This is a genomic window from Streptomyces sp. GD-15H (genome assembly GCF_045291515.1).
In the GTDB taxonomy this organism is placed as follows: Bacteria; Actinomycetota; Actinomycetes; order Streptomycetales; family Streptomycetaceae; genus Streptomyces.
Genome location: NZ_CP149447.1, coordinates 1,351,070 through 1,370,398, shown reverse-complemented (window position 1 = coordinate 1,370,398; position 19,329 = coordinate 1,351,070). Strand labels below are relative to the sequence as shown.

19 protein-coding genes and 5 pseudogenes are annotated in these 19,329 nt (G+C 72.2%); 15 read left to right on the top strand and 9 right to left on the bottom strand.

The annotated features are described in order from the left end of the window. Positions 1 to 30 precede the first annotated feature (30 nt). Positions 31 to 288, top strand: a complete 258-nt coding sequence (locus WJ438_RS06705) for a gas vesicle protein K (RefSeq protein WP_109376648.1) — start codon at positions 31 to 33, stop codon at positions 286 to 288. 67 nt (positions 289 to 355) lie between these two features. Here WJ438_RS06705 and WJ438_RS06700 read toward each other — a convergent pair whose 3' ends face one another. Next, entirely contained in the window at positions 356 to 526 is a 171-nt protein-coding gene (locus WJ438_RS06700; RefSeq protein ID WP_279332595.1) for a hydrophobic protein, read from the bottom strand. Positions 527 to 568: 42 nt separating this feature from the next. Continuing rightward, positions 569 to 1,389 (bottom strand): annotated as a pseudogene (locus WJ438_RS06695) (class I SAM-dependent methyltransferase). 190 nt (positions 1,390 to 1,579) lie between these two features. Between WJ438_RS06695 and WJ438_RS06690 the strand changes: the two are divergent. Together WJ438_RS06690 and WJ438_RS06685 are read left to right on the top strand one after the other, a co-directional pair. Beyond that, on the top strand, positions 1,580 to 3,232 hold the full coding sequence (locus WJ438_RS06690; RefSeq protein ID WP_406724380.1) for an ABC-F family ATP-binding cassette domain-containing protein: 1,653 nt from the start codon (positions 1,580 to 1,582) through the stop codon (positions 3,230 to 3,232). A 146-nt stretch (positions 3,233 to 3,378) separates the two neighbouring features. Beyond that, positions 3,379 to 3,648, top strand: a complete 270-nt coding sequence (locus WJ438_RS06685; RefSeq protein WP_406729614.1) for a DUF6158 family protein — start codon at positions 3,379 to 3,381, stop codon at positions 3,646 to 3,648. A 46-nt stretch (positions 3,649 to 3,694) separates the two neighbouring features. Here WJ438_RS06685 and WJ438_RS06680 read toward each other — a convergent pair whose 3' ends face one another. Next, entirely contained in the window at positions 3,695 to 4,237 is a 543-nt protein-coding gene (locus WJ438_RS06680; RefSeq protein ID WP_406724379.1) for a type 1 glutamine amidotransferase domain-containing protein, read from the bottom strand. Positions 4,238 to 4,330: 93 nt separating this feature from the next. Then, positions 4,331 to 4,723: a DUF2795 domain-containing protein gene (locus WJ438_RS06675; RefSeq protein ID WP_406724378.1), complete on the bottom strand. Its 393-nt coding sequence runs from the start codon at positions 4,721 to 4,723 to the stop codon at positions 4,331 to 4,333. 185 nt (positions 4,724 to 4,908) lie between these two features. Between WJ438_RS06675 and WJ438_RS06670 the strand changes: the two genes are divergently transcribed. The 3 genes and pseudogenes from WJ438_RS06670 (at position 4,909) to WJ438_RS06660 (ending at position 6,703) form a co-directional block, all read left to right on the top strand. After that, positions 4,909 to 5,061, top strand: a complete 153-nt coding sequence (locus WJ438_RS06670; protein WP_406724377.1) for a hypothetical protein — start codon at positions 4,909 to 4,911, stop codon at positions 5,059 to 5,061. Positions 5,062 to 5,175: 114 nt separating this feature from the next. Further along, on the top strand, positions 5,176 to 5,322 hold the full coding sequence (locus WJ438_RS06665) for a hypothetical protein (protein WP_406724376.1): 147 nt from the start codon (positions 5,176 to 5,178) through the stop codon (positions 5,320 to 5,322). 119 nt (positions 5,323 to 5,441) lie between these two features. After that, positions 5,442 to 6,703: pseudogene (locus WJ438_RS06660) on the top strand (aminotransferase class I/II-fold pyridoxal phosphate-dependent enzyme). A gap of 3 nt (positions 6,704 to 6,706) precedes the next feature. Here WJ438_RS06660 and WJ438_RS06655 read toward each other — a convergent pair. Both WJ438_RS06655 and WJ438_RS06650 read right to left on the bottom strand, forming a co-directional pair. Then, positions 6,707 to 7,333 (bottom strand): DedA family protein, encoded by a 627-nt coding sequence (locus tag WJ438_RS06655; protein WP_406729613.1) that lies wholly within the window; start codon positions 7,331 to 7,333, stop codon positions 6,707 to 6,709. A 56-nt stretch (positions 7,334 to 7,389) separates the two neighbouring features. Then, positions 7,390 to 8,162: pseudogene (locus tag WJ438_RS06650) on the bottom strand (MBL fold metallo-hydrolase). A gap of 82 nt (positions 8,163 to 8,244) precedes the next feature. On the opposite strand from WJ438_RS06650, the gene WJ438_RS06645 reads away from it, so the two are divergent. From WJ438_RS06645 to dnaK, 5 genes are all read left to right on the top strand, one after another. Continuing rightward, entirely contained in the window at positions 8,245 to 8,646 is a 402-nt protein-coding gene (locus tag WJ438_RS06645; RefSeq protein ID WP_406724375.1) for a hypothetical protein, read from the top strand. Positions 8,647 to 8,840: 194 nt separating this feature from the next. Beyond that, positions 8,841 to 10,865: a phage holin family protein gene (locus tag WJ438_RS06640; RefSeq protein ID WP_406729612.1), complete on the top strand. Its 2,025-nt coding sequence runs from the start codon at positions 8,841 to 8,843 to the stop codon at positions 10,863 to 10,865. Between the two features lie 154 nt (positions 10,866 to 11,019). Beyond that, positions 11,020 to 11,448: an OsmC family peroxiredoxin gene (locus WJ438_RS06635; RefSeq protein ID WP_406724374.1), complete on the top strand. Its 429-nt coding sequence runs from the start codon at positions 11,020 to 11,022 to the stop codon at positions 11,446 to 11,448. 295 nt (positions 11,449 to 11,743) lie between these two features. After that, entirely contained in the window at positions 11,744 to 12,502 is a 759-nt protein-coding gene (locus WJ438_RS06630) for a glycerophosphodiester phosphodiesterase family protein (RefSeq protein WP_406724373.1), read from the top strand. A gap of 124 nt (positions 12,503 to 12,626) precedes the next feature. After that, positions 12,627 to 14,516 carry a molecular chaperone DnaK gene (dnaK, locus tag WJ438_RS06625; RefSeq protein WP_406724372.1) on the top strand — a complete coding sequence of 630 codons (1,890 nt, stop codon included), beginning with the start codon at positions 12,627 to 12,629 and terminating at the stop codon, positions 14,514 to 14,516. On the opposite strand, the gene WJ438_RS06620 is transcribed toward dnaK, so the two are convergent. Further along, a complete protein-coding gene (locus WJ438_RS06620) occupies positions 14,510 to 15,373 on the bottom strand; it encodes a helix-turn-helix transcriptional regulator (RefSeq protein ID WP_406724371.1) in 864 nt (287 codons plus the stop codon). The genes dnaK and WJ438_RS06620 overlap by 7 nt on opposite strands. 234 nt (positions 15,374 to 15,607) lie before the next feature. On the opposite strand from WJ438_RS06620, the gene WJ438_RS06615 reads away from it, so the two are divergent. Next, the gene (locus WJ438_RS06615; protein WP_406724370.1) at positions 15,608 to 16,033 is read left to right on the top strand and encodes a hypothetical protein; all 426 of its coding nucleotides are present in this window, start codon (positions 15,608 to 15,610) and stop codon (positions 16,031 to 16,033) included. Here the strand turns inward: WJ438_RS06615 and WJ438_RS06610 are convergent. Next, positions 16,015 to 16,857: a helix-turn-helix domain-containing protein gene (locus WJ438_RS06610; protein WP_406724369.1), complete on the bottom strand. Its 843-nt coding sequence runs from the start codon at positions 16,855 to 16,857 to the stop codon at positions 16,015 to 16,017. The two genes, WJ438_RS06615 and WJ438_RS06610, sit on opposite strands and share 19 nt — an antisense overlap. Before the next feature lie 181 nt (positions 16,858 to 17,038). On the opposite strand from WJ438_RS06610, the gene WJ438_RS06605 reads away from it, so the two are divergent. Further along, positions 17,039 to 17,353 carry a 4a-hydroxytetrahydrobiopterin dehydratase gene (locus tag WJ438_RS06605; RefSeq protein ID WP_406724368.1) on the top strand — a complete coding sequence of 105 codons (315 nt, stop codon included), beginning with the start codon at positions 17,039 to 17,041 and terminating at the stop codon, positions 17,351 to 17,353. 5 nt (positions 17,354 to 17,358) lie between these two features. After that, positions 17,359 to 18,117 (top strand): class I SAM-dependent methyltransferase, encoded by a 759-nt coding sequence (locus tag WJ438_RS06600; protein WP_406724367.1) that lies wholly within the window; start codon positions 17,359 to 17,361, stop codon positions 18,115 to 18,117. A gap of 251 nt (positions 18,118 to 18,368) precedes the next feature. Here the strand turns inward: WJ438_RS06600 and WJ438_RS06595 are convergent. Beyond that, a pseudogene (locus WJ438_RS06595) lies at positions 18,369 to 18,686 on the bottom strand (cellulose binding domain-containing protein); the annotation flags it as partial. Between the two features lie 38 nt (positions 18,687 to 18,724). Here WJ438_RS06595 and WJ438_RS06590 point away from each other — a divergent pair. Continuing rightward, positions 18,725 to 19,324 (top strand): annotated as a pseudogene (locus WJ438_RS06590) (glycoside hydrolase family 6 protein); the annotation flags it as partial. Positions 19,325 to 19,329: the final 5 nt, after the last annotated feature.

The window sequence follows — 19,329 nt, the reverse complement described above, 5'->3', positions numbered from 1 at the left end:
GAGGGGCATGGCCGGCGCAACCGACTCGACCTGGAGCCGGACACGGTCGAGCGCGACCTGGTCAAATTGGTGCTCACCGTCGTGGAACTGCTGCGCCAGCTCATGGAGCGCCAGGCGGTGCGCCGTTTCGACGAGGGCGACCTGACGGAGGAGCAGGAGGAGCGCATAGGCCTCACCCTGATGCTGCTCGAGGAGCGGATGACGGAGCTGCGTGACCGCTACGGACTGCGGCCCGAGGACCTGAATCTGGACCTCGGGCCGCTCGGACCGCTGCTGCCGCGGGACTGAGCCCCCGGCCGCCCGATGACAGGTGGCCCGGGGCCGGGAAATTCCCGGCCCCGGGCCACCTGTCATCTCACCACTTGTACCAGCGGCCCCTACCGCCGCTCGCCGATGTGCTGCGCATGAAGAATCCCAGCAACCACACGACGAGAACCGCCAGTGCGATCCACCAGAGCACCTTTACCGCGAAACCGGCACCGAAAAGAACCAAGGCCAGAAGCAGAACGAGCAGAATGGGAACCATAATGTCAACCTCCTGCCATTCTGGTTGCCCGGAATTCTCGTTTCAGGCTTCCTTGCGACAGAGAATTTCTCCGTGCAGCACGCTGAACCATCCGTCCTCCCGCGTGCCCCACTCCCGCCATGCCGCCGCCACGGTCCGCAGTTCTTCGCCGGTGGCGTGGCCCTGCTCGGTGGCACGCTCGGCGTAGCCCGACGCCACCGTGCGGTCCGCCCACAGGGTGCTCCACCAGGCCCGTTCCTCGACGGTCGAGTAGGTCCAGGTGCCCGAGGTCGCGGTGATGTCCGTGAAGCCGGCCGTCAGAGCCCAGGACTTCAGCCGCCGGCGGCATCCGGTTCGCCGCCGTTGGCCCGAGCCACCCGCCGGTACAGGTCCAGCCAGTCGTCCATGCCCTGGGACAGGGGGTACCAGGTCATCGCCGCGTAGTCCGCGTCACGGACGGCGACGAACCCGCCGGGCCTGGTCACCCGCTTCATCTCGCGCAGCGCCCGCACCGGATCCCCCACGTGCTGGAGCACTTGATGGGCGTGCACCACACTGAACGTGTCGTCCGGAAAGTCCAGCGCGTGCACGTCGCCCACCGCGAAGGCGGTGTTCGTCAGACCGCGCTCGGCCGCCGTGGCGCGGGCCTGCTCCAGGATGCCCGGCGCCCGGTCGAGACCGGTGACGTGCCCGTCGGGGACGAGCCCGGCCAGGTCCGCGGTGATGGTGCCGGGCCCGCATCCGATGTCCAGGATGCGCATACGGGGAGTCAGCACCCCGAGGAGGTACGCCGCCGAGTTGGCGGCGGTCCGCCAGGTGTGCGACCGCAGCACCGACTCGTGGTGCCCGTGGGTGTAGACGGCGGTCTCCCGCGATGGCGGCATGGTGAGCCCGTCCCTTCTCGTCCGTCGTGGCGTACCCGTCTTCGGCAATGACCGTCACGGTACGCACTCCGGCCGCACCGTGAGACCCGTGTCTCATATGCCGGGCGAGCCGGTGTGCGGCGGACGCTCCGCCCGCCCGACGGACAAAACCGCTTGCCACCTGCGCCGACGCCCCGGACAATCGCGTCCCATGGGTCATCTCGAAGCCGCGTGTCTGGAGTACTACCTCCCCGACGGAAGGGCGCTCCTGGGCGAGGTGTCCTTCCGGGTGGGCGAAGGGGCCGTCATGGCCCTCGTGGGACCCAACGGAGCGGGCAAGACGACCCTCCTGCGCCTCCTCGCCGGCGAACTGAAGCCGCACGGCGGCTCCGTCACGGTCACCGGCGGTCTCGGCGTCATGCGCCAGTTCGTGGGCTCGGTACGGGACGAGACGACCGTGCGCGACCTCCTCGTCTCCGTCGCCACTCCACGGATCCGCGAAGCGGCCCATGCCGTCGACAAGGCCGAGCACGCCCTCCTGACCTCCCCCAGTGCCTCAAGGGCCTGGGAGGTGCCCCCATCCGACGAGGCCGCCCAACTGGGGTACGCGCAGGCCCTCGCGGACTGGGCCGAGGCACGCGGCTACGAGGCCGAGACGCTGTGGGACATGTGCACGACGGCCGCGCTCGGCGTCCCGTACGACAAGGCGCAGTGGCGCCAGGTACGCACCCTCTCCGGCGGCGAGCAGAAACGCCTGGTCCTCGAAGCGCTGCTGCGCGGCACCGACGAGGTCCTGCTCCTCGACGAGCCCGACAACTACCTCGACGTCCCCGGCAAGCGCTGGCTGGAGGGACGGCTCGAGCAGACCCGCAAGACCGTGCTGTTCGTGTCCCACGACCGCGAACTGCTCGCCCGCGCCGCCCAGCGCATCGTCTCCCTCGAACCGGGCCCCACCGGCGCCGACGCCTGGGTGCACGGCGGGGGCTTCGCCACCTACCACGACGCCCGACGCGAACGCTTCGCCCGCTTCGAGGAACTGCGCAGGCGGTGGGACGAGAAGCACGCCCAGCTGAAGAAGCTGGTGCTGAACCTGCGGCAGGCCGCCTCCGTCAGCCCCGCCATGGCGTCCCGGTACCAGGCGGCCCAGACCCGGCTGCGCAAGTTCGAGGAGGCCGGACCGCCGCCGGAGCCGCCGCGCGAGCAGGACATCAGGATGCGCCTGAAGGGCGGCCGTACCGGAGTGCGCGCGGTGACCTGCGAACGACTCGAACTCACCGGCCTGATGAAACCGTTCGACCTGGAGGTCTTCTACGGCGAACGGGTCGCCGTCCTCGGCTCCAACGGCTCCGGCAAGTCGCACTTCCTGCGCCTGCTCGCCGGGGATGACGTGACGCACACGGGCGACTGGCGGCTCGGCGCCCGCGTCGTCCCCGGACACTTCGCGCAGACCCACGCGCACCCCGAGCTGGAGGGCCGCACGCTCCTGGACATCCTGTGGAAGGAGCACGCCCAGGACCGGGGCGCCGCCATGTCCCGGCTGCGCCGCTACGAACTGACGGGTCAGGCCGAGCAGTCCTTCGAGCGGCTCTCCGGCGGCCAGCAGGCCCGGTTCCAGATCCTGCTGCTGGAGCTCCAAGGCGTCACGGCGCTGCTGCTCGACGAGCCGACGGACAACCTGGACCTGGAGTCGGCGGAGGCGTTGCAGGAGGGCCTGGAGGCCTTCGCGGGCACGGTACTGGCCGTCACGCACGACCGTTGGTTCGCCCGCTCCTTCGACCGCTACCTGGTCTTCGGCAGCGACGGCAGGGTCCGGGAGACCCCGGAACCCGTGTGGGACGAGCGCCGCGTGGAACGGGCCCGGTAGCCGCCCGCCTCCGTGGGCGCGGGCCCGGGGGCCGGGATGTTCGCGGACCGGGATGTTCGTAGAGTGGAGGCAGGGACGCGGGACCCGTGGCCTCCCCGGGCGGGTATCCGGACCGCAGGTACGCCTACCACGAGCGGGGCATCACGATGACCGGAGTCGAGCCGAACCGCCTGGACGATCAGCAGCTCATGAAGGAGCTGGAAAACATCCACCGCACGCGTCATGACACGCTGCTGTACGGCTCCAACGACGCACTGCGGGTCCACAACGACCGTATGGCGCAGCTGGAGGGCGAGTACCTCCGCCGCAATCCGCGCCGCCCGGTGGCGGCGGGCCGCACCCGCGAAGGGGCCCGGGAGCGGAGCGGCGCGGACAAGGCGACACCCACGACCCCGGGCACCTGCCAGACCCAGTGAGAAGCCGGGACCCGCTCCATGCGGGCCCCGGCTTCCACTGGGTCTGTCAGGCCGCTTCCGCGGCGAACACCTCCAGATACGTTTCGCAGAACGCCTTGAGGTCGTCCGGCTTGCGACTGGTGACCAGCTTGGCGGGCCCGTGGTCGCAGATCTTCACCTGCTCGTCGACCCAGGTGGCGCCGGCGTTGCGGAGGTCGGTCCGCAGGCTCGGCCAACTGGTCAGCTCCCTCCCGCGGACCACGTCCGCCTCGATGAGGGTCCAGGGTGCGTGACAGATCGCGGCGACGGGCCGCCCCTGTGCGAAGAAGTCCCGAACGAACGCGACGGCCTTCTCGTCCGTGCGCAGCGAGTCCGGGTTGGCCACCCCGCCCGGCAGCACCAGCCCGCCGAAGGAGTCGGCGGACGTGTCGCCGACGACCTCCTGCACCGGGAAGGTGTCCGCCTTGTCGAGGTGGTCGAACGCCTGGATGCTGCCCGGCCGCGTCGACACGAGCACGGGTTCGTGACCGGCGCCGACTGCCGCCTCCCACGGCTCGGTCAGCTCGACCTGCTCGACGCCTTCGGTCGCGACGAGGAATGCGATACGCATGGGGAACTACGTCCTTTCGTACAAGACGTTCATGTTCATTCAAGTGGGCCGACGATCGTGTGGACCCGGGGCGTGCGGGATCGGATCGGCCGGCTACGGGTTGTCCTCCTCCGGGGACCGCGTCAGTGCCTCGGCCAGCTCCTGGACGCTGCCGTAGCGTGCCTGTCGCGGCAGCCGACCCAGCGCCTCGACGAGGGTGTCGGGCGCGTGCCGCCGGTCCAGGGTGCGCATCAGCTCGCGCGGGCCCGCGGGGAACGACCCCCGGTTCAGGATCCTGGCCAGCTCCAGCCGCACCGACTCCAGTGACGTCGGCCCACGGTTCGGCGTCACCGGGCCGTACGCGACCGCGGGGTCGTCCTCTGCGAACGGCTCCGGGTCGTTCCACTCCTCGGTCCGGGTGGGGTGCCCTGACCTGAGCAGACCCTGCAGTTCGTGCTTCATCTCTTCGTCGCGGTGAACGCTCAGCCGGTCACTGCCTCGCTGCATGTCTCTCTCCAGACGGCTCGGGGTCTGCACCGCGTACCCGGCCGGCGGAGGCCGACACGGGGTTCGGGCGGCGGATCGGTGCCGCCGGTGCCGCCGGGTTCCCGCGCAAACGGGGGGTTTGTGCCGGGGGCGGCGGGAGACCCGATTCCTCGCCCCCTACGCCCCTCCTGGGAAAGGACCGGCCAATGGCGGTGCTCGCAGTGCTCATCCCCCCGCTCATGCTCGGCGTACTGCTCATGCTGGGCCGCTACGAGGACCTCGTGCTGCCCGGCATGTGGGAACAGGATCCCGACGGTGTCCCCGCACCTCACGACAGGGGCACTGCCGGCAGCCGTTGAGCGACCGGCCGGGCCGGGGCGCGCCGGGTGCCCGGCACTTCACCCGCTCGAGCGTGTCCGTCCCGCCCATGGTGTCCGGCCGCGCGCGGTGCCGCGGACGGCGGGCCGTGAGGGGTGCGGGGCGGTGCCCACGTCGGCACGGGCGGCGGGTTCACCGCCTCCGTGCCCGCTCTGGCCGCGGGCGGCCTGCTGGTCGCGGGCGCGTTCGGCGCCGCCGCTCACCGGCTGTACCGCGCCAGGACCGCGCGTACGAGCCGCTGATGTTCCCGAGCGGCCCGCGGCCATCCGCGCGGAGTGGCACCGTGGGTACTGACTCGGGTGACCGACTCGGGTGACCCCCTTGGGTACGCCGGGGTACCAGACACTGCGCGGAGGTACATATGCGGCGGACGGACCCCGGAGGGCACGGCCCCCTCGAGCACGGTCCGGTCGGGCACGGCCCTGTTCGCTTCGGACCGGCACTGCCCGAGGACGGGCTGCCCGTCCTGCCCGAACTCGCCGCCGTCCTCGCCGCCGCCGCGTCCCGCGCGGAGGCCGAGCCGGTCGGCGGCGGTCCCGCCCTGCTGGACGCCGCGTGCGGCCACGGCGACCGGCGCGGTCTGCCCGCGTCCCCCGACCGGGTGGCCGTCGCCCCCGGCGCGCCCGTCCTCCTCATGGCGCTCACCGCGGCCCTCGGCGGAGACGTACTGGTCCCCCGGCCCTGCGCCGCCTGGTGGGCTCCCGAAGCCCGGCTGCTCGGCCGCCCCGCCTTCCAAGTGCCGACGCCCCCCGAGAGCGGCGGCGTCCCCGATCCATACGCCCTGCTGGAGACCGTGCGGCGGGTGCGCGCCGAGGGCGGTGACCCGCGTCTGCTGGTGCTCTCCGTCGCCGACGACCCCACCGCCACCGTCGCCCCGCCCGAACTGCTGCACGAGACCATTGAGGCCGCCGTCGCCGAGGGGCTCCATCTGGTCAGCGACGAGACCTGGCGGGACACCCTGCACGCACCGCGCGACACCGTGCTGCTCAGCCCCGCCGAGATGCTGCCCGAACACGTCACCGTGGTCACCAACCTGGCGGGCGCCCTGCTTCCGTCGGGCTGGCCCGCCGCGGTCGCCCGCTTCCCGGCGGGCGCGGACGGCGGCGCGCTCCACGCGCGCGTGCTCGACGTACTGACCACGCTCGACGCGCGTGTGGCAGCCCCGGTCGCCGCCGCGGTGGCCTACGCGCTGGCCGAGCCGGAACCGGTCACCGCGCGGACGGCCGCCGCCGTACGTCTGCACGCGCGCGTGGCCGCCGCCGCGCGGGACACGGTCGTCGCCGCGGGAGCCCTGGCCCGCCCCCGCAGGCCGGACGGCACCTCTACGTCGACCTCACGCCGCTGGCCCCCGCACTCACCGCGCACGGCGTCGGCGACGCCCAGGAACTGGAGGACTTCCTCACCGGGCGGCTCGGCATGCCCGCGCCGGGCGGCCACCGCTTCGGCGACGACCTCGAGGCGCCGCGCGTACGGCTGTCCACCGCGCCCCTGCTCGGCGACACCGCCGAGCGGCGCGCGGAATGTCTCGGATCATCCGCACCACTGGAACTTCCGCACGTGCGAGGCGCGTTGAACCACCTGAAGACGGTATTCGACGATCTCCGCGACGAGGCTCAGCGCTGAGAGTCACCGCGACGCCGGGCCCCGCAGGTGCCGCCACAGGCTCGGGGCCGCACTGATCAGGACGGTCAGGACGACCGCCGCGAGCACGCCCTGCCAGGGCTTCTCGAACAGCGAGCCGCCGAGGACGCCGATCAACTGGTACGTCAACGCCCAGGCCAGGCAGGCCGGCAGGTTGCCGCGGACGAAGCGGCGCAGTGGCCACTCGGCGATCAGACAGGCCAGCATCACCGGAAGGCGCCCCGCCGGCATCAGCCGGGACAGCACCAGCACCGTCACGCCGTGATCGGTGAGCTTGGTCTGCGCCTGCGCCAGCCGGTCTTCCGGCGCCCGCGCCCGGATCGCCTCCAGCCAGCGCGAACCGTTCCGCGACCGCATCCCGCGCCGCCCCAGCCAGTACAGCGCGATGTCCCCGAGGAACGCGGCCAGGGCCGCCGTCGCGAACACCAGCACCATCGAGATCGGCGCCATCCGGTGGAAGGCGACCACGGCCGCCGAACTCACGAGCGCCCCCGTCGGCACCACCGGCACCAGCGCCCCGATCAGCACCAGCAGGAACAGCGAGGGATACCCGATCGCCTGCTGGGTGGACGCCGGAACCACGGTCGCCGGCACGGTCGACAGCGCGGTCAGGGCGACCAGGGCGGACACAGGCGCACCGGCCGCCTGTACCAGGGCGGCGGGCAGGATCACCGTGGGACCCTCAGGCGCACGCTCTCCCCGTGCCCCAACCGGTGCACCGGCACCCCCGGCGCCTGCTCGGCAGCCCGTCGTACGAATTCGTCGCCCGGCGAGTGGAACTCGTGCGGACGCACGGCGTCCATGCCGATCGGCCAGTACGTGCCGTAGTGCACCGGCACCGCGCTGCGCGCCCCGAGCCGGGCCAGTGCCTCGGCCGCGCGCGCCGCGTCCAGGTGCCCCTCACCGAGATACGGACCCAGCCGCCCACCGGCAGCAGTGCCACGTCGACCGGCCCGACCTCCTCGGCCATCGTGTCGAACAGCCCGGTGTCGCCCGCGAAGTACGTGCGCGCCTCACCCTCCACGACGTAGCCGAGCGCGGGGGAGCGGGGCGGTCCGAGCGGCAGCCGCCGCCCGTCGTGCCGGGCGGTCACGACCCGTACGACCAGACCGCCGACCGTCAGCGCGTCCCCGGGCGCCACCTCGCTCACGTCGAGATGCGTGAGCCGGCGCAGCCCCGGCACCGCACGGCGTGCGCCTTGGGGCACGAGCAGGCGCGTGCCCGGGGCGAGCAGCGCCAGCGAGGGCAGATGCAGATGATCGGCATGCAGATGGGAGACCAGCGCCACGTCCGCGTGCCGGGCGCCCGGCGGTGGCACGCCGCCGCGCCGCCGCCGCAGATGTGCGAGCCGGCGGGCGAACAGGGGATCGGTGAGCACGCGGGTGTGCGAGTCCTCGACCGTGCAGGTGGCGTGACCCCACCAGGTGATCTCCACCGGCACCTCTTCGCCCCCTTCCACGACTCCCCGAAGCCTACGCGCAGGAGTAGGGTCGGCGACGCAGTCCGGAGGTGAGGGGGACGCCATGGGACCGGTGCGGGTGACGGCGATCGCGAGTCTGACACCGCTGGAGGAACTGGACGCCGATCCCTTCCTCGTGGACTCCCGCAGTCAGCACGCGATGTGCGCCCGCTGGGCCTGCGAACGCGGCTACGTGGTGGCCCGGGAACTGCTGGTGCGGGGACTGCGCCCCGACCACAGCCTTCTGTGGGACGGCGTACGGCCGGGCACCGATCTGTTCGTGGCGCCCAGCCGCCGGGTGCTGGAGAGTGCCCTGGCCTCCGCCGAGGAGTTCACCGCCGAGTGCGCGCGGCGCGGGGTGCGGGTGGAGACCGTCGGCCACGTCGAACCGTCGTACGACGCCGCGATGAAGGCCCGGGTGCACCGACGACTGTCCATGCCGACGGCCGGCTACGACGGCCGCTGAGCCGCACCCGGCCCTCCCCGGGACCCTCCGGGACGAAACGGCACATCCGGGCGTTGTGACAGGGTGGGTACGGGCGGGGCCGGCTCGCAGGCCACCCTGGCTGGTGGCGGCGACGAGCCGGGACGTGAGGTGGGCTGGGCGTGGGTGGCGTGCGATGGCGACGGGTCGCCAGTCAGATCGGGCGGAGCGTCACCGTGTGGGTGGTCGCCACCCTCACCATGCTGGTGCTCGCCGGCCTCCTCCCCGACTTCCGGCTGCGCTCCGCCGACGGCGACAGCGCCACCGACATCGCGGTCACCGCCGCGCTCGGCGCCGGCGCCTTCGGCCTGCTGTCGGCGTTGGTGTGGCCGCTGCTGGTGCGCCTGCTGCTGCTCGTACCGGCGCTCGTCCTCGGCCTGCTGGTGTTCTTCCTCAACGGCGCGCTGCTGCTGCTGGCGCTGCGGCTCAACCCGGTCGAACGCGGGACCGCCGCGTGGGAGACCGCGGTGGTGGTCGCCGCCGTGATGTCCGCCGTCGCCTCCGCCACCGGAGCCGCCCTCGCCGTGCGCGACGACGACGCCTACCGCCGCCGCCTCTACCGGCTCGCCGACCGCCGCCGCGGCTCCGCGCCGCCCGTCCCGGCCACCCACGGCACCGTCTTCCTGCAACTGGACGGCGTCGGCCACGACGTCCTGCTGCACGCGGTCGACCGGGGCCTGATGCCGACCGTCGCCCGCTGGCTCGGCGCCGACGACGCCCGTCCCGCCTCCCACCGGCTCACTCCCTGGCGCACCGACTGGTCCAGTCAGACCGGCGCCAGTCAGCTCGGCATCCTGCACGGCAGCAACCACGACGTCCCCGCCTTCCGCTGGTACGAGAAGGACCGCCGGGAGGTGGTGGTCTGCAACCGGCCCGCCAGCGCCGTGGCGCTCCAGCGGCGCGCCGCCCGGCACGCAGGCCATGCCGGGCTGCTGGCCGCCGACGGCGCCAGCCGCGGCAACCTGTTCAGCGGCGGCGCCGGCGAACAGGCCCTGGTGCTGTCCATCACCGCACGCCGCCGCACCCGGGAGAACCGCTCCCGCTCGGGCTACTTCGCCTACTTCTCCGACCCGGCCAACGCCGTGCGCACCGCCCTGTCCTTCGGCGCCGAGGTGATCCGCGAAATCGCCCAGTCCACCCGGGCCCGGTACGCCAAGCAGTTCCCGCGTGTGTCCCGCGGCGGGCTCTACCCGTTCGTGCGGGCCTTCGCGACCGTCGTCCAGCGGGACGTGGTCGTCGCCGCCGTCGTGGGCGACCTGCTGGCCGGCCGCACCTCCGTCTACGCCGATCTGGTCGCCTACGACGAGGTGGCCCACCACTCCGGCCCCGCGAGCCGGGACGCCGAGAAGGTCCTGAAACGCCTCGACCGCTCCCTCGCCCTGATCGAGCACGTCGCCGAGCACGCCCCGCGCCCGTACCGGATCATCGTCCTCTCCGACCACGGCCAGAGCCCCGGCGAGACCTTCCGCGCCCGCTACGGCCTCACCCTCGGCGACCTGGTCCGGGCAGGCTGCGGACTGCCCGTACCGCGCCGCGCGCGGCGCACCCGCAGCGGCGCCGAGGCCCGCGCGGCGGTGCGCGCGGCCCTGCACCGGCCGGTCGAGGAGGGCGTCGAGCAGTACCGTCCCACCCGCCGCTCGGAGCCCGTCGTGCTGGCCTCCGGCAACCTCGGCCTGGTCTCCTTCCCGGACGTGCCGCACCGGATGAGCAAGGAGGAGATAGACGCCCGCCATCCAGCGCTGCTGCCGACCCTCGCGAACCACCCCGGCATCGGCTTCCTGCTGGTCCGCAGCGAACGGCACGGCGGGGTCGTCCTCGGCGCGCACGGCGCGGAGATCCCCCTGGACGCACTCGACGACGCCCCCGGGCCCCTCGCCGCGTTCGGACCGGGCGCCGCAGACGTCATACGCCGCACCCACTCCTTCCCGCACACCGCCGACATCATGGTCAACTCCTTCCACGACCCCGCCACCGGGGAGGTCCTCGCCTTCGAGGAGCAGATCGGCTCCCACGGCGGCCTCGGCGGCGCCCAGTCCCGCCCCTTCCTGCTGTCCCCGGTCGCGCTGTCCCCACCGGTCGCCGACACCACCGAACTCGCCGGCGCCGAACACGTCCACCGGGTGCTGCGCCGCTGGCTGGCCGAGTCCGGCGACTTCGCCCAACCGACCCGCCCCCGCCCCGACCAGGAACGCGCGGCATGACCCCGAGAGGGCAGGTCTTCCGGGTGGGGGGCAGGTCTTCCGGGTGGGTTGAGCCGTAGTGTGATCGGATGGGGGCGGGAATCCCGGTTGACTCGGGCGCCCCGGACAGAGCACGGGCCGGACACACGGCCGGACATTTTCGAAAGGATGCGTCATGGCAGCCACGCGCTCCGCACACACCGTTTGGGAAGGCAACCTCTTCAAGGGCAGCGGGGTCGTCACCTTCGACTCCTCCGGCAGCATCGGCGAGCAGCCTGTCACCTGGGCGTCGCGCGCGGAGGAGGCGAACGGCAAGACCAGCCCCGAGGAGCTGATCGCCGCCGCGCACTCCAGCTGCTACTCGATGGCCTTCTCCAACATCCTCGACAAGGCCGGCAACCCGCCGACCCGCCTGGTGACCTCCGCCGACGTCACCTTCGTGCCCGGCGAGGGCATCACCGGCATCCACCTCATCGTCGAGGCCACCGTCCCCGGCCTGGACGAGGCGGCCTTCCGCGCCGCGGCCGAGGACGCCAAGGTCAACTGCCCGGTCAGCCAGGCCCTGACGGGCACCGAGATCACGCTGACGGCGAAGCTCTCCTGACCCGCTAGGGCTTGTCCGGCGGATCAGGTCGCAGGAAATCGGCGGCGCCCATCAGCGCAGGTGAGCGGGGGCGATGGGGGAGCGTCCAGCTGCAAGGCGGAGGAGGGCGTCGACGCGAGGGAGGGCGTCCCCTGCTCGAGCTCGTCGAGAGCCCGGGGGAGGGCGTGCCGGACCCCGCGTCTGCGGCAGGATCCGACGGACAGGCCCTGGCCCCGTGGTACACCCGCAGGCCGTCCCGTCGGGGCGGCCTGCGCCGCGTCCCCCTCCGGGAGCCGATGTCAGGGAGCCGCCCCGTATGACGCCACGGCCCGCCGTCTCCGCCCACCGGGGAGGCTCCGAACGCGCCGCCCCCGCGACCCGGGAGGCCTACGAGGACGCCCTGCGGTCCGGTGCGGAGTACGTCGAGTTCGACGTACGGCGCACGGCCGACGGGGTCTTCGTCGTCCACCACGACTCCCGCGCCGGACGCACCGGCCCGCCGCTGTCCGCGCTCACCCACGCCGAGCTCTGCGCGCGCACCGGGCACCGCGTCCCCGTCGTGGACGAGGTCATGGATCTGATCGCCGGGAAACTCGTCGGGCATCTCGACCTGAAGGAGACCGGTCACGAGCGGGAGCTGATCGACCGGGCGATCTCCCTGCTCGGCCGGGACGGCTTCGTCGCCACCAGCCTGGAGGACCGTTCCGTGGCCGCGATCACCGCGGCCTTCCCCGGCGTGCGCACCGTGCTGTCCCTCGGCCGGGACGGCACGGGGATCCCGCGGGCCCGGCTGGCGCGCACCCGGTTGAGCGAACTGCTGCCCCTGCGCCGGGTCCGCGCCTGCGGCGCCCACGGGATCGCGGCGCACCGGCGGCTCGCCCGCGCCGGGGCGCTGCGCGAGGCGGCCCGCAACGGCCTGTTCACCATGGTGTGGACGGTCAACGACGACGCCCCGATGCGCGGTTTCCTCACCGACCCGCGCGTGGACGTCCTCATCACCGACCGGCCCCGGCGCGCCGTGGAACTGCGCGCCGCCCCGCCCACCGCGCCGCGCGGCGGTGGACGAAACGGGTGACCGTGGCCGCCGAAACGAGCGGTTGACAAACAGTCCACGTAAACTATTGACAACAGCCCGCTCAAGTTTTGTGCTGGAAGCCTTGAGGTCCAAAAGAGGTGTGCCCTGGCGGAAGGGGACAGCGATGGGACGTGCGGTCGGAATCGACCTGGGAACCACGAACTCGGTGGTGGCCGTGCTGGAGGGTGGTGAACCCACCGTCGTCGCCAACGCGGAGGGCGCGCGGACCACACCCTCGGTGGTGGCCTTCGCCAAGAACGGCGAGGTGCTCGTCGGCGAGGTCGCCAAGCGGCAGGCCGTGACGAACGTCGACCGCACCGCGCGCTCCGTGAAACGGCACATGGGCGACGGACAGTGGCACTTCCCCGAACAGGGCTCCGTGGACGGCACCCGCTACCGGGCGCAGGAGTTGTCCGCGCGGGTGCTGCAGAAACTCAAGCGGGACGCCGAGGCGTACCTGGGCGAGGACGTCACCGACGCGGTGATCACCGTGCCCGCCTACTTCGACGACGCCCAGCGGCAGGCGACCAAGGAGGCCGGGGAGATCGCCGGGCTGAAGGTCCTGCGGATCATCAACGAGCCCACGGCGGCGGCCCTCGCGTACGGCCTGGACAAGGAGCACGAGCAGACCGTCCTCGTCTTCGACCTGGGCGGCGGCACCTTCGACGTGTCGCTGCTGGAGATGGGCGAGGGCGTCATCGAGGTGAAGGCCACCAACGGCGACACCCACCTAGGCGGCGACGACTGGGACCAGCGCCTCCTCGAGCACCTCGCCCAGCGCTTCAAGAACCACTACGGCATCGACCTGACGCAGGACAAGATGGCCGTGCAGCGGCTGCGCGAGGCGGCGGAGAAGGCCAAGATCGAGCTGTCCTCCTCCTCCGAGACCACGATCAACCTGCCCTACATCACCGCCTCCGCCGAGGGCCCCCTGCACCTCGACGAGAAACTCACCCGGGCCCAGTTCCAGGAACTCACCGCCGACCTGCTGGAACGCTGCAAGACACCCTTCCACCAGGCCGTCAAGGACGCCGGTGTCAAGCTCTCCGCGGTCGACCACGTCATCCTGGTCGGCGGCTCCACCCGGATGCCCGCCGTGACCGACCTGGTCCGCGAACTCACCGGCAAGGACCCGCACAAGGGCGTCAACCCGGACGAGGTCGTCGCCGTCGGAGCGGCCCTTCAGGCGGGCGTCATCCGCGGCGACGTGAAGGACGTACTGCTCCTCGACGTCACCCCGCTGTCCCTGGGTATCGAGACCAAGGGCGGCATCATGACCAAACTGATCGAACGCAACACGACCATCCCGACCCGGCGCTCGGAGACCTTCACCACGGCCACCGACAACCAGCCCTCGGTCGGCATCCAGGTCTACCAGGGTGAACGCGAGATCGCGGCGTACAACAAGAAGCTCGGCGTCTTCGACCTGACCGGTCTGCCCCCGGCGCCGCGCGGCATCCCGCAGATCGAGGTGGCCTTCGACATCGACGCCAACGGCATCATGCACGTCTCCGCCAAGGACCTCGCCACCGGCCGGGAACAGAAGATGACCGTCACCGGCGGCTCGGCGCTTCCCAAGGACGACATCGACCGCATGATGCGCGAGGCCGAGCAGTACGCCGACGAGGACCGCAAGCGCCGCGAAGCCGCCGAAACCCGTAACCAGGCCGAGCAACTCGTCTACCAGACCGAGAAGTTCATCCGGGACAACGGCGACAGGATCCCCCCGGACACCAAGTCCGAGGTCGAGGCCGCCGTCGCGGAGCTCAAGCCTCTGCTGGAGCAGTCCGCCGACACGGCCACCCTGCGCGCCGGTGTCGAGAAACTCGCCACGGTCAGTCAGAAGATGGGCCAGGCGATGTACGCCCAGGCCGGTCAGGCGCCCACCGGCGACGCCGGGCAGCACACCTCACCGCAGGAGGAGGAAGGCGTCGTCGACGCCGAGATCGTCGACGACGAGAACGACGGACGTGACGGGCACCGCGGACAGGCCGGGCGCGGCGGTGCTCAGTAGCTGTCCCGGAACTCCCGCAGCAGCTTCTGGGTGTGCTGGGTGGTGGCGGCCCGCGCCACCATGTGGTCCAGGACCTCCAGATGCGCCGAGACCTCCTTGCGGGAGTCCAGGTACAGGGCGCCGGTCAGATACTCGGTGAACACCATGTCGGGCAGCTCCGGCTCGGCGAAACGGAACAGCGAGAACGGCGCGTACGTCCCCGGGTGCGGGCCGTCGGCGAACTCGGCGACCTGAACCGTGATCCGGTCCCGCTCGGACCACTTCAGCAGCTTGTCGAACTGGTCGCGCATCACCCGGCCGTCCACGCTCACCGGCCGCCGCAGCACCGTCTCCTCGATGATCACCCACAGGTGGGGCGGATCCGGGCGCTCGAGGAGCCGCTGCCGCTCCAGACGCAGCGACACATGCCGCTCGACCGCCTCCGGCCCCCGGTTCCCGATCGTCCCGGCCTCCAGGACGGCACGCGCGTAGTCCTCCGTCTGCAGCAGCCCCGGCACGAAGTGCGGCTCGTAGGACCGGATGATGCGGGCGGCGCCCTCGAGGCTCACATACAGGCTGAACCAGTCGGGCAGCACGTCGTGGAACCGCTGCCACCAGCCCGGACGGTTCGCGTCCTCCGCGAGCCCGATGAACGTGGCCGCCTCGCTCTGCCGCACCCCGTAGGCCGTCAGCAGGATCTGGACGTACGGGATCTTCAGCGCGACCTCGGCCATCTCCATCCGCCGTACGGTCGCGGGCGCCACCCGCAGGACCCGGGCGGCCTCCTCACGGGTGAGACCCGCCGTCTCCCGCAGCTCCTGCAGCCGCCTGCCGAGCACCACCTGGCCCACGGTGGGTGCGGCCCGTCGTTCACTCACGCCACGTCTCCCCAACGCCCCCGGACACGGGTTCAGTCTGTCATGCCGGACCGACCCTCTCACGGGTGACGGCCGGGCGCCCCTGTTCCCGGGCGTCCGGGGCATTACCTCCCGGGTAATCGACCGCGACCCACCGTGGGCGGGATCGTGGACGCACCGGGTTCCGGGCCGGCGCACTCCGGCCCGGAACCCGGCCCAGTCACCGCAACCGACCCCGACGGAGGGTGATTCGTCATGTCCGCGACCCAGCTCGCCGTGCTCGCCCGGACCTCCGAGCCGCAGTCCGTGCTGCGCCGCTTCCTGGCCCTCGACGCCGCTGTCACCGGCGCCAACGCGCTCGCCTACCTCGCCGTCTCCGGCCCGCTCGGGCGCTTCCTCGGCACCGGCTCCGGCCTGCTGCTCGGCGTCGGCGCCTTCCTCGCGGTGTACGCCGCCGGTGTGGGCCTGCTCGCCTCACGAAGGCACCCGCCGACGCTCGGTGTGCGGGCCGTCGTCGAGGCCAACCTCGCCTGGGCGGCGGTGAGTTTCGCCGCGCTCGCCCTCTGGCTCACGCCGAGTACCGCGGGCGCGGTCTGGGCGGTCCTCCAGGCGCTCGTGGTGGCCGGCTTCGCCCTGCTCCAGCACATGGCCTTGAAGACCCGTCAACTCAGCCAGGACTGAAGGTACTCGGCCGTCTCCGGATCGGCCGGGAGGAGGGTCTCCACGGCCAGTTCGGCGACGGTCACGTCCATCGGAGTGTTGAAGGTGGAGATCGACGACACGAACGACAGGAGCCGGCCCTTGTGCTCGATGAGCATCGGCAGCGCGAAGTACGCGACAGGAGCGGCCCGTTCTTCCCCGTACGCGTTCCCGACCCCCTCGCCCGGCTCGGGTTCCGGCACCGGGAACGCCGCGACCTCCTCGTACAGCGCCCGCAGCGGTGCGGACCGGCGGAGCGCGATCTGCCGTTCCATCTGCTCCAGCAGATGCCCGCGCCACTCCCGCAGGTTCCGGATCCGGGGCGCCAGCCCGTCGGGGTGCAGCGTGAGCCGCACCGCGTTCAGCGGCGGTGCCAGCAGCGACTCCGGCACCCCGTCGAACAGCGTCATGACCCCGCGGTTGGCGGCCACGACGTCGTACATCGCGTCCACCACCAGCGCCGGATACGGCTCGTATCCGCCGATCAGCCGCTCGATGCCCTCACGCAGCGCGTCCAGCGCCGGATCGTCCAACGGGGTCTCGGGGAACCGGGGTGCGTAACCGGCCGACAACAGCAGCGTGTTGCGCTCCCGCACCGGGACGTCCAGGTGCTTGGCCAACCGCAGCACCATCTCCTCGCTGGGCCGGGAGCGGCCGGTCTCGACGAAGCTGATGTGCCGGGCGGACGAGTCCGCGCGCAGCGCGAGTTCCAGCTGGCTGACCCGTCGCTGCTCCCGCCAGGCCCGCAGCAGCGGACCCACGCCTCCGGCAGCGGCAGGGGTGGTACCGGTCAGGAGAGTGCTCATGCCGGGACGGTAGCCGAGAGGGCGCCGTACGCGGGAGCCGTACCTTCCCGACCTCCTCCCCGCCCTCCCTCCGGACCCCTTGGCCAGGGCCTCGCGGCACTTCCTGTGGCACGCTGGACACACAGAGCCCCGACCGTCACAGGGGGGCACGTCACAGGGGGACAGAGGAGGAGCGCAGCCCATGCCCGCCGAATCCGCCGAACCGCTGTCGCCGAAGGAGATCGAGGAGCGGCTGGCCAACCTGCCGGGCTGGGCGCTCGACGGCGGCCGCCTCGTCCGTTCCTACCGGCTCGGCTCCCACTTCGCGGCGACGGCGATGGTCGTCCACGTCGCTCAGGTGCAGGAGGAGTTGAACCACCACTCCGATCTCACCCTCGGCTACAACACCGTGTCCCTCGCCGTCCAGACGCACAGCGCGGGCGGCGCCGTCACCGCGAAGGACATCGAACTGGCGCGCAGAGTGCAGGACTTGGCGTCCGGTCACGGTGCACACTGAGATGTGTGCTCGACTACGACGAGGAAGCGGAGCGGTACGACGCCTCACGTGGCGGTGAGCCCCGTGCCGCCACGGCCGCAGCGGCGGTACTGGACCTGGTACCGGCCGGCGCGCGGGATCTGCTGGACATTGCCTGCGGCACCGGCATCGTGACCCGGCGCTTCCCCGCCGCCCGCGTCGGCCTGCGCGTGACCGGCGTCGACCTCGCGCCGGCGATGGCCCGGATGGCGGCGGCCCGACTGCCCGGCGCCGTGGTCCGCGCCGACGGCCGCCGGCTGCCGTTCGGCGGCGCCCGGCTCGACGCCGTCGTCAGCGTGTGGCTGCTGCACCTCCAGTCCGGCCCGGAGGACGTACGGACCCTCGTCGGCGAGTGCGCCAGGGTCCTGCGGCCCGGCGGGGTCTACGTCACCACCGTCGACAAGGCCGCCTCGCACAATGTGGGCAGCGACATCGACGCCGTCCTCTCCGCCCGCCCGCGCAGCCCGGTGTGCGACGCCGCCGCAGAGGTGACGGCCTGTGCCGCCGAACACGGTCTGGTCCCGGCCGGACAGGCCGTGTTCCGGGGGCACGGCCAGGGCCGCAGTCCCCGCCGCACCATCGCCGACCTGCGCCGCGGCTGGTTCGTCACCCTGCCCCCCGGCGATCCCCGCGCCGACGCCTTCGCCACCGGCCTCGCCGCCCTCCCCGACCAGGACCGCCCCCGCCCGGACCCGGTCTTCCAGCTACGGGCGTTCCGAAAGCCGCCGGCGCCCGGGGACGGATGAACCCCCGTACGGGGTGCGGCAACCCGGGTGGAGTCGGTGGCGACTGAGGGGCGGAACCCATTCGTCCTCTCTGAAGGTCCCGTCTCGTGAAGCACCCACAGGCAACGCGGACGCCGGCACGCCCTTCCCGCGGTCCTCACCGCCGTGCCCCGACGTCAGGTGCCGGGGCCGGCACGCGGAAAGCCGGCGGGGGCTGTTCGAGCAGCTCCGCGTACGAGCCCATGGCCAGGGCGATGTCGGCCTGGGCCCAGAACCGGTGGCTGGTGGGCCCCGGTGCAGGGGGTGCCGTTGAGGGCGAAGGACGCGGGCGCGGCGTTGCTGCCGCTGTGGGAGAACTGCGCACCGGTGATGACGGCGTCGCCGGCCGCGATCCGTCCGTTGTGCCCGGCGTTCCGCACGGTCATGGTCTTCCCGGACTGGCTCCAGCCGCCGTTCCAGCCGTTCACGAGCTGCTGGTTGCTCGCGTAGTCGTAGGTGAGGGTCCAGCCGTCGATGGCTTCCGCGGCACGGTTGGTGAGGGTCAGGTCCGCGGTGAAGCCCGAACCCCGGTCATTGGTCCGGTAGTCCACACCGCACTGGACGGCCGCCGCCTGAGCGGGAGTCGATCATCACCAATACCGCCAACTACAGTGCGCTGAAGGAGAACAACTTCACCCTCAACGACTCCGTGGCTGGCAAGTCGGTCCGTGAGTCCAAGTGGGTCGACTGGAACCGGTACGTCGACGAGCTGGGCTTCGCCCAGGCCTTCCGCAACGAACTCGTCTCGACCGGCTTCGACACCAACATCGGCATGCTCATCGAAACCTCCCGCAACGGCTGGGGCGGCAGCGACCGGCCCACCGGACCCGGCGCGTCGACGAGCGTGGACACCTACGTCGACGGCGGACGGTACGACCGCCGCATCCACATCGGCAACTGGTGCAACCAGTCGGGCGCCGGACTCGGCGAACGCCCGAAGGCGGCACCGGAGAGCGGTATCGACGCCTACGTGTGGACGAAGCCCTCGGGTGAGTCCGACGGGGCCGGCAAGGCCATCCCGAACGACGAGGGCAAGGGATTCGACCGGATGTGCGACCCGACTTACGCGGGTACCCCGCGCAACGGGAACAACCTCACCGGCGCCCTGCCGGACGCCCCGGTCTCCGGTCACTGGTTCTCGGCACAGTTCCAGCAGCTGATGCGGAACGCGTGCCCGCCGCTGTCCTGACCGGC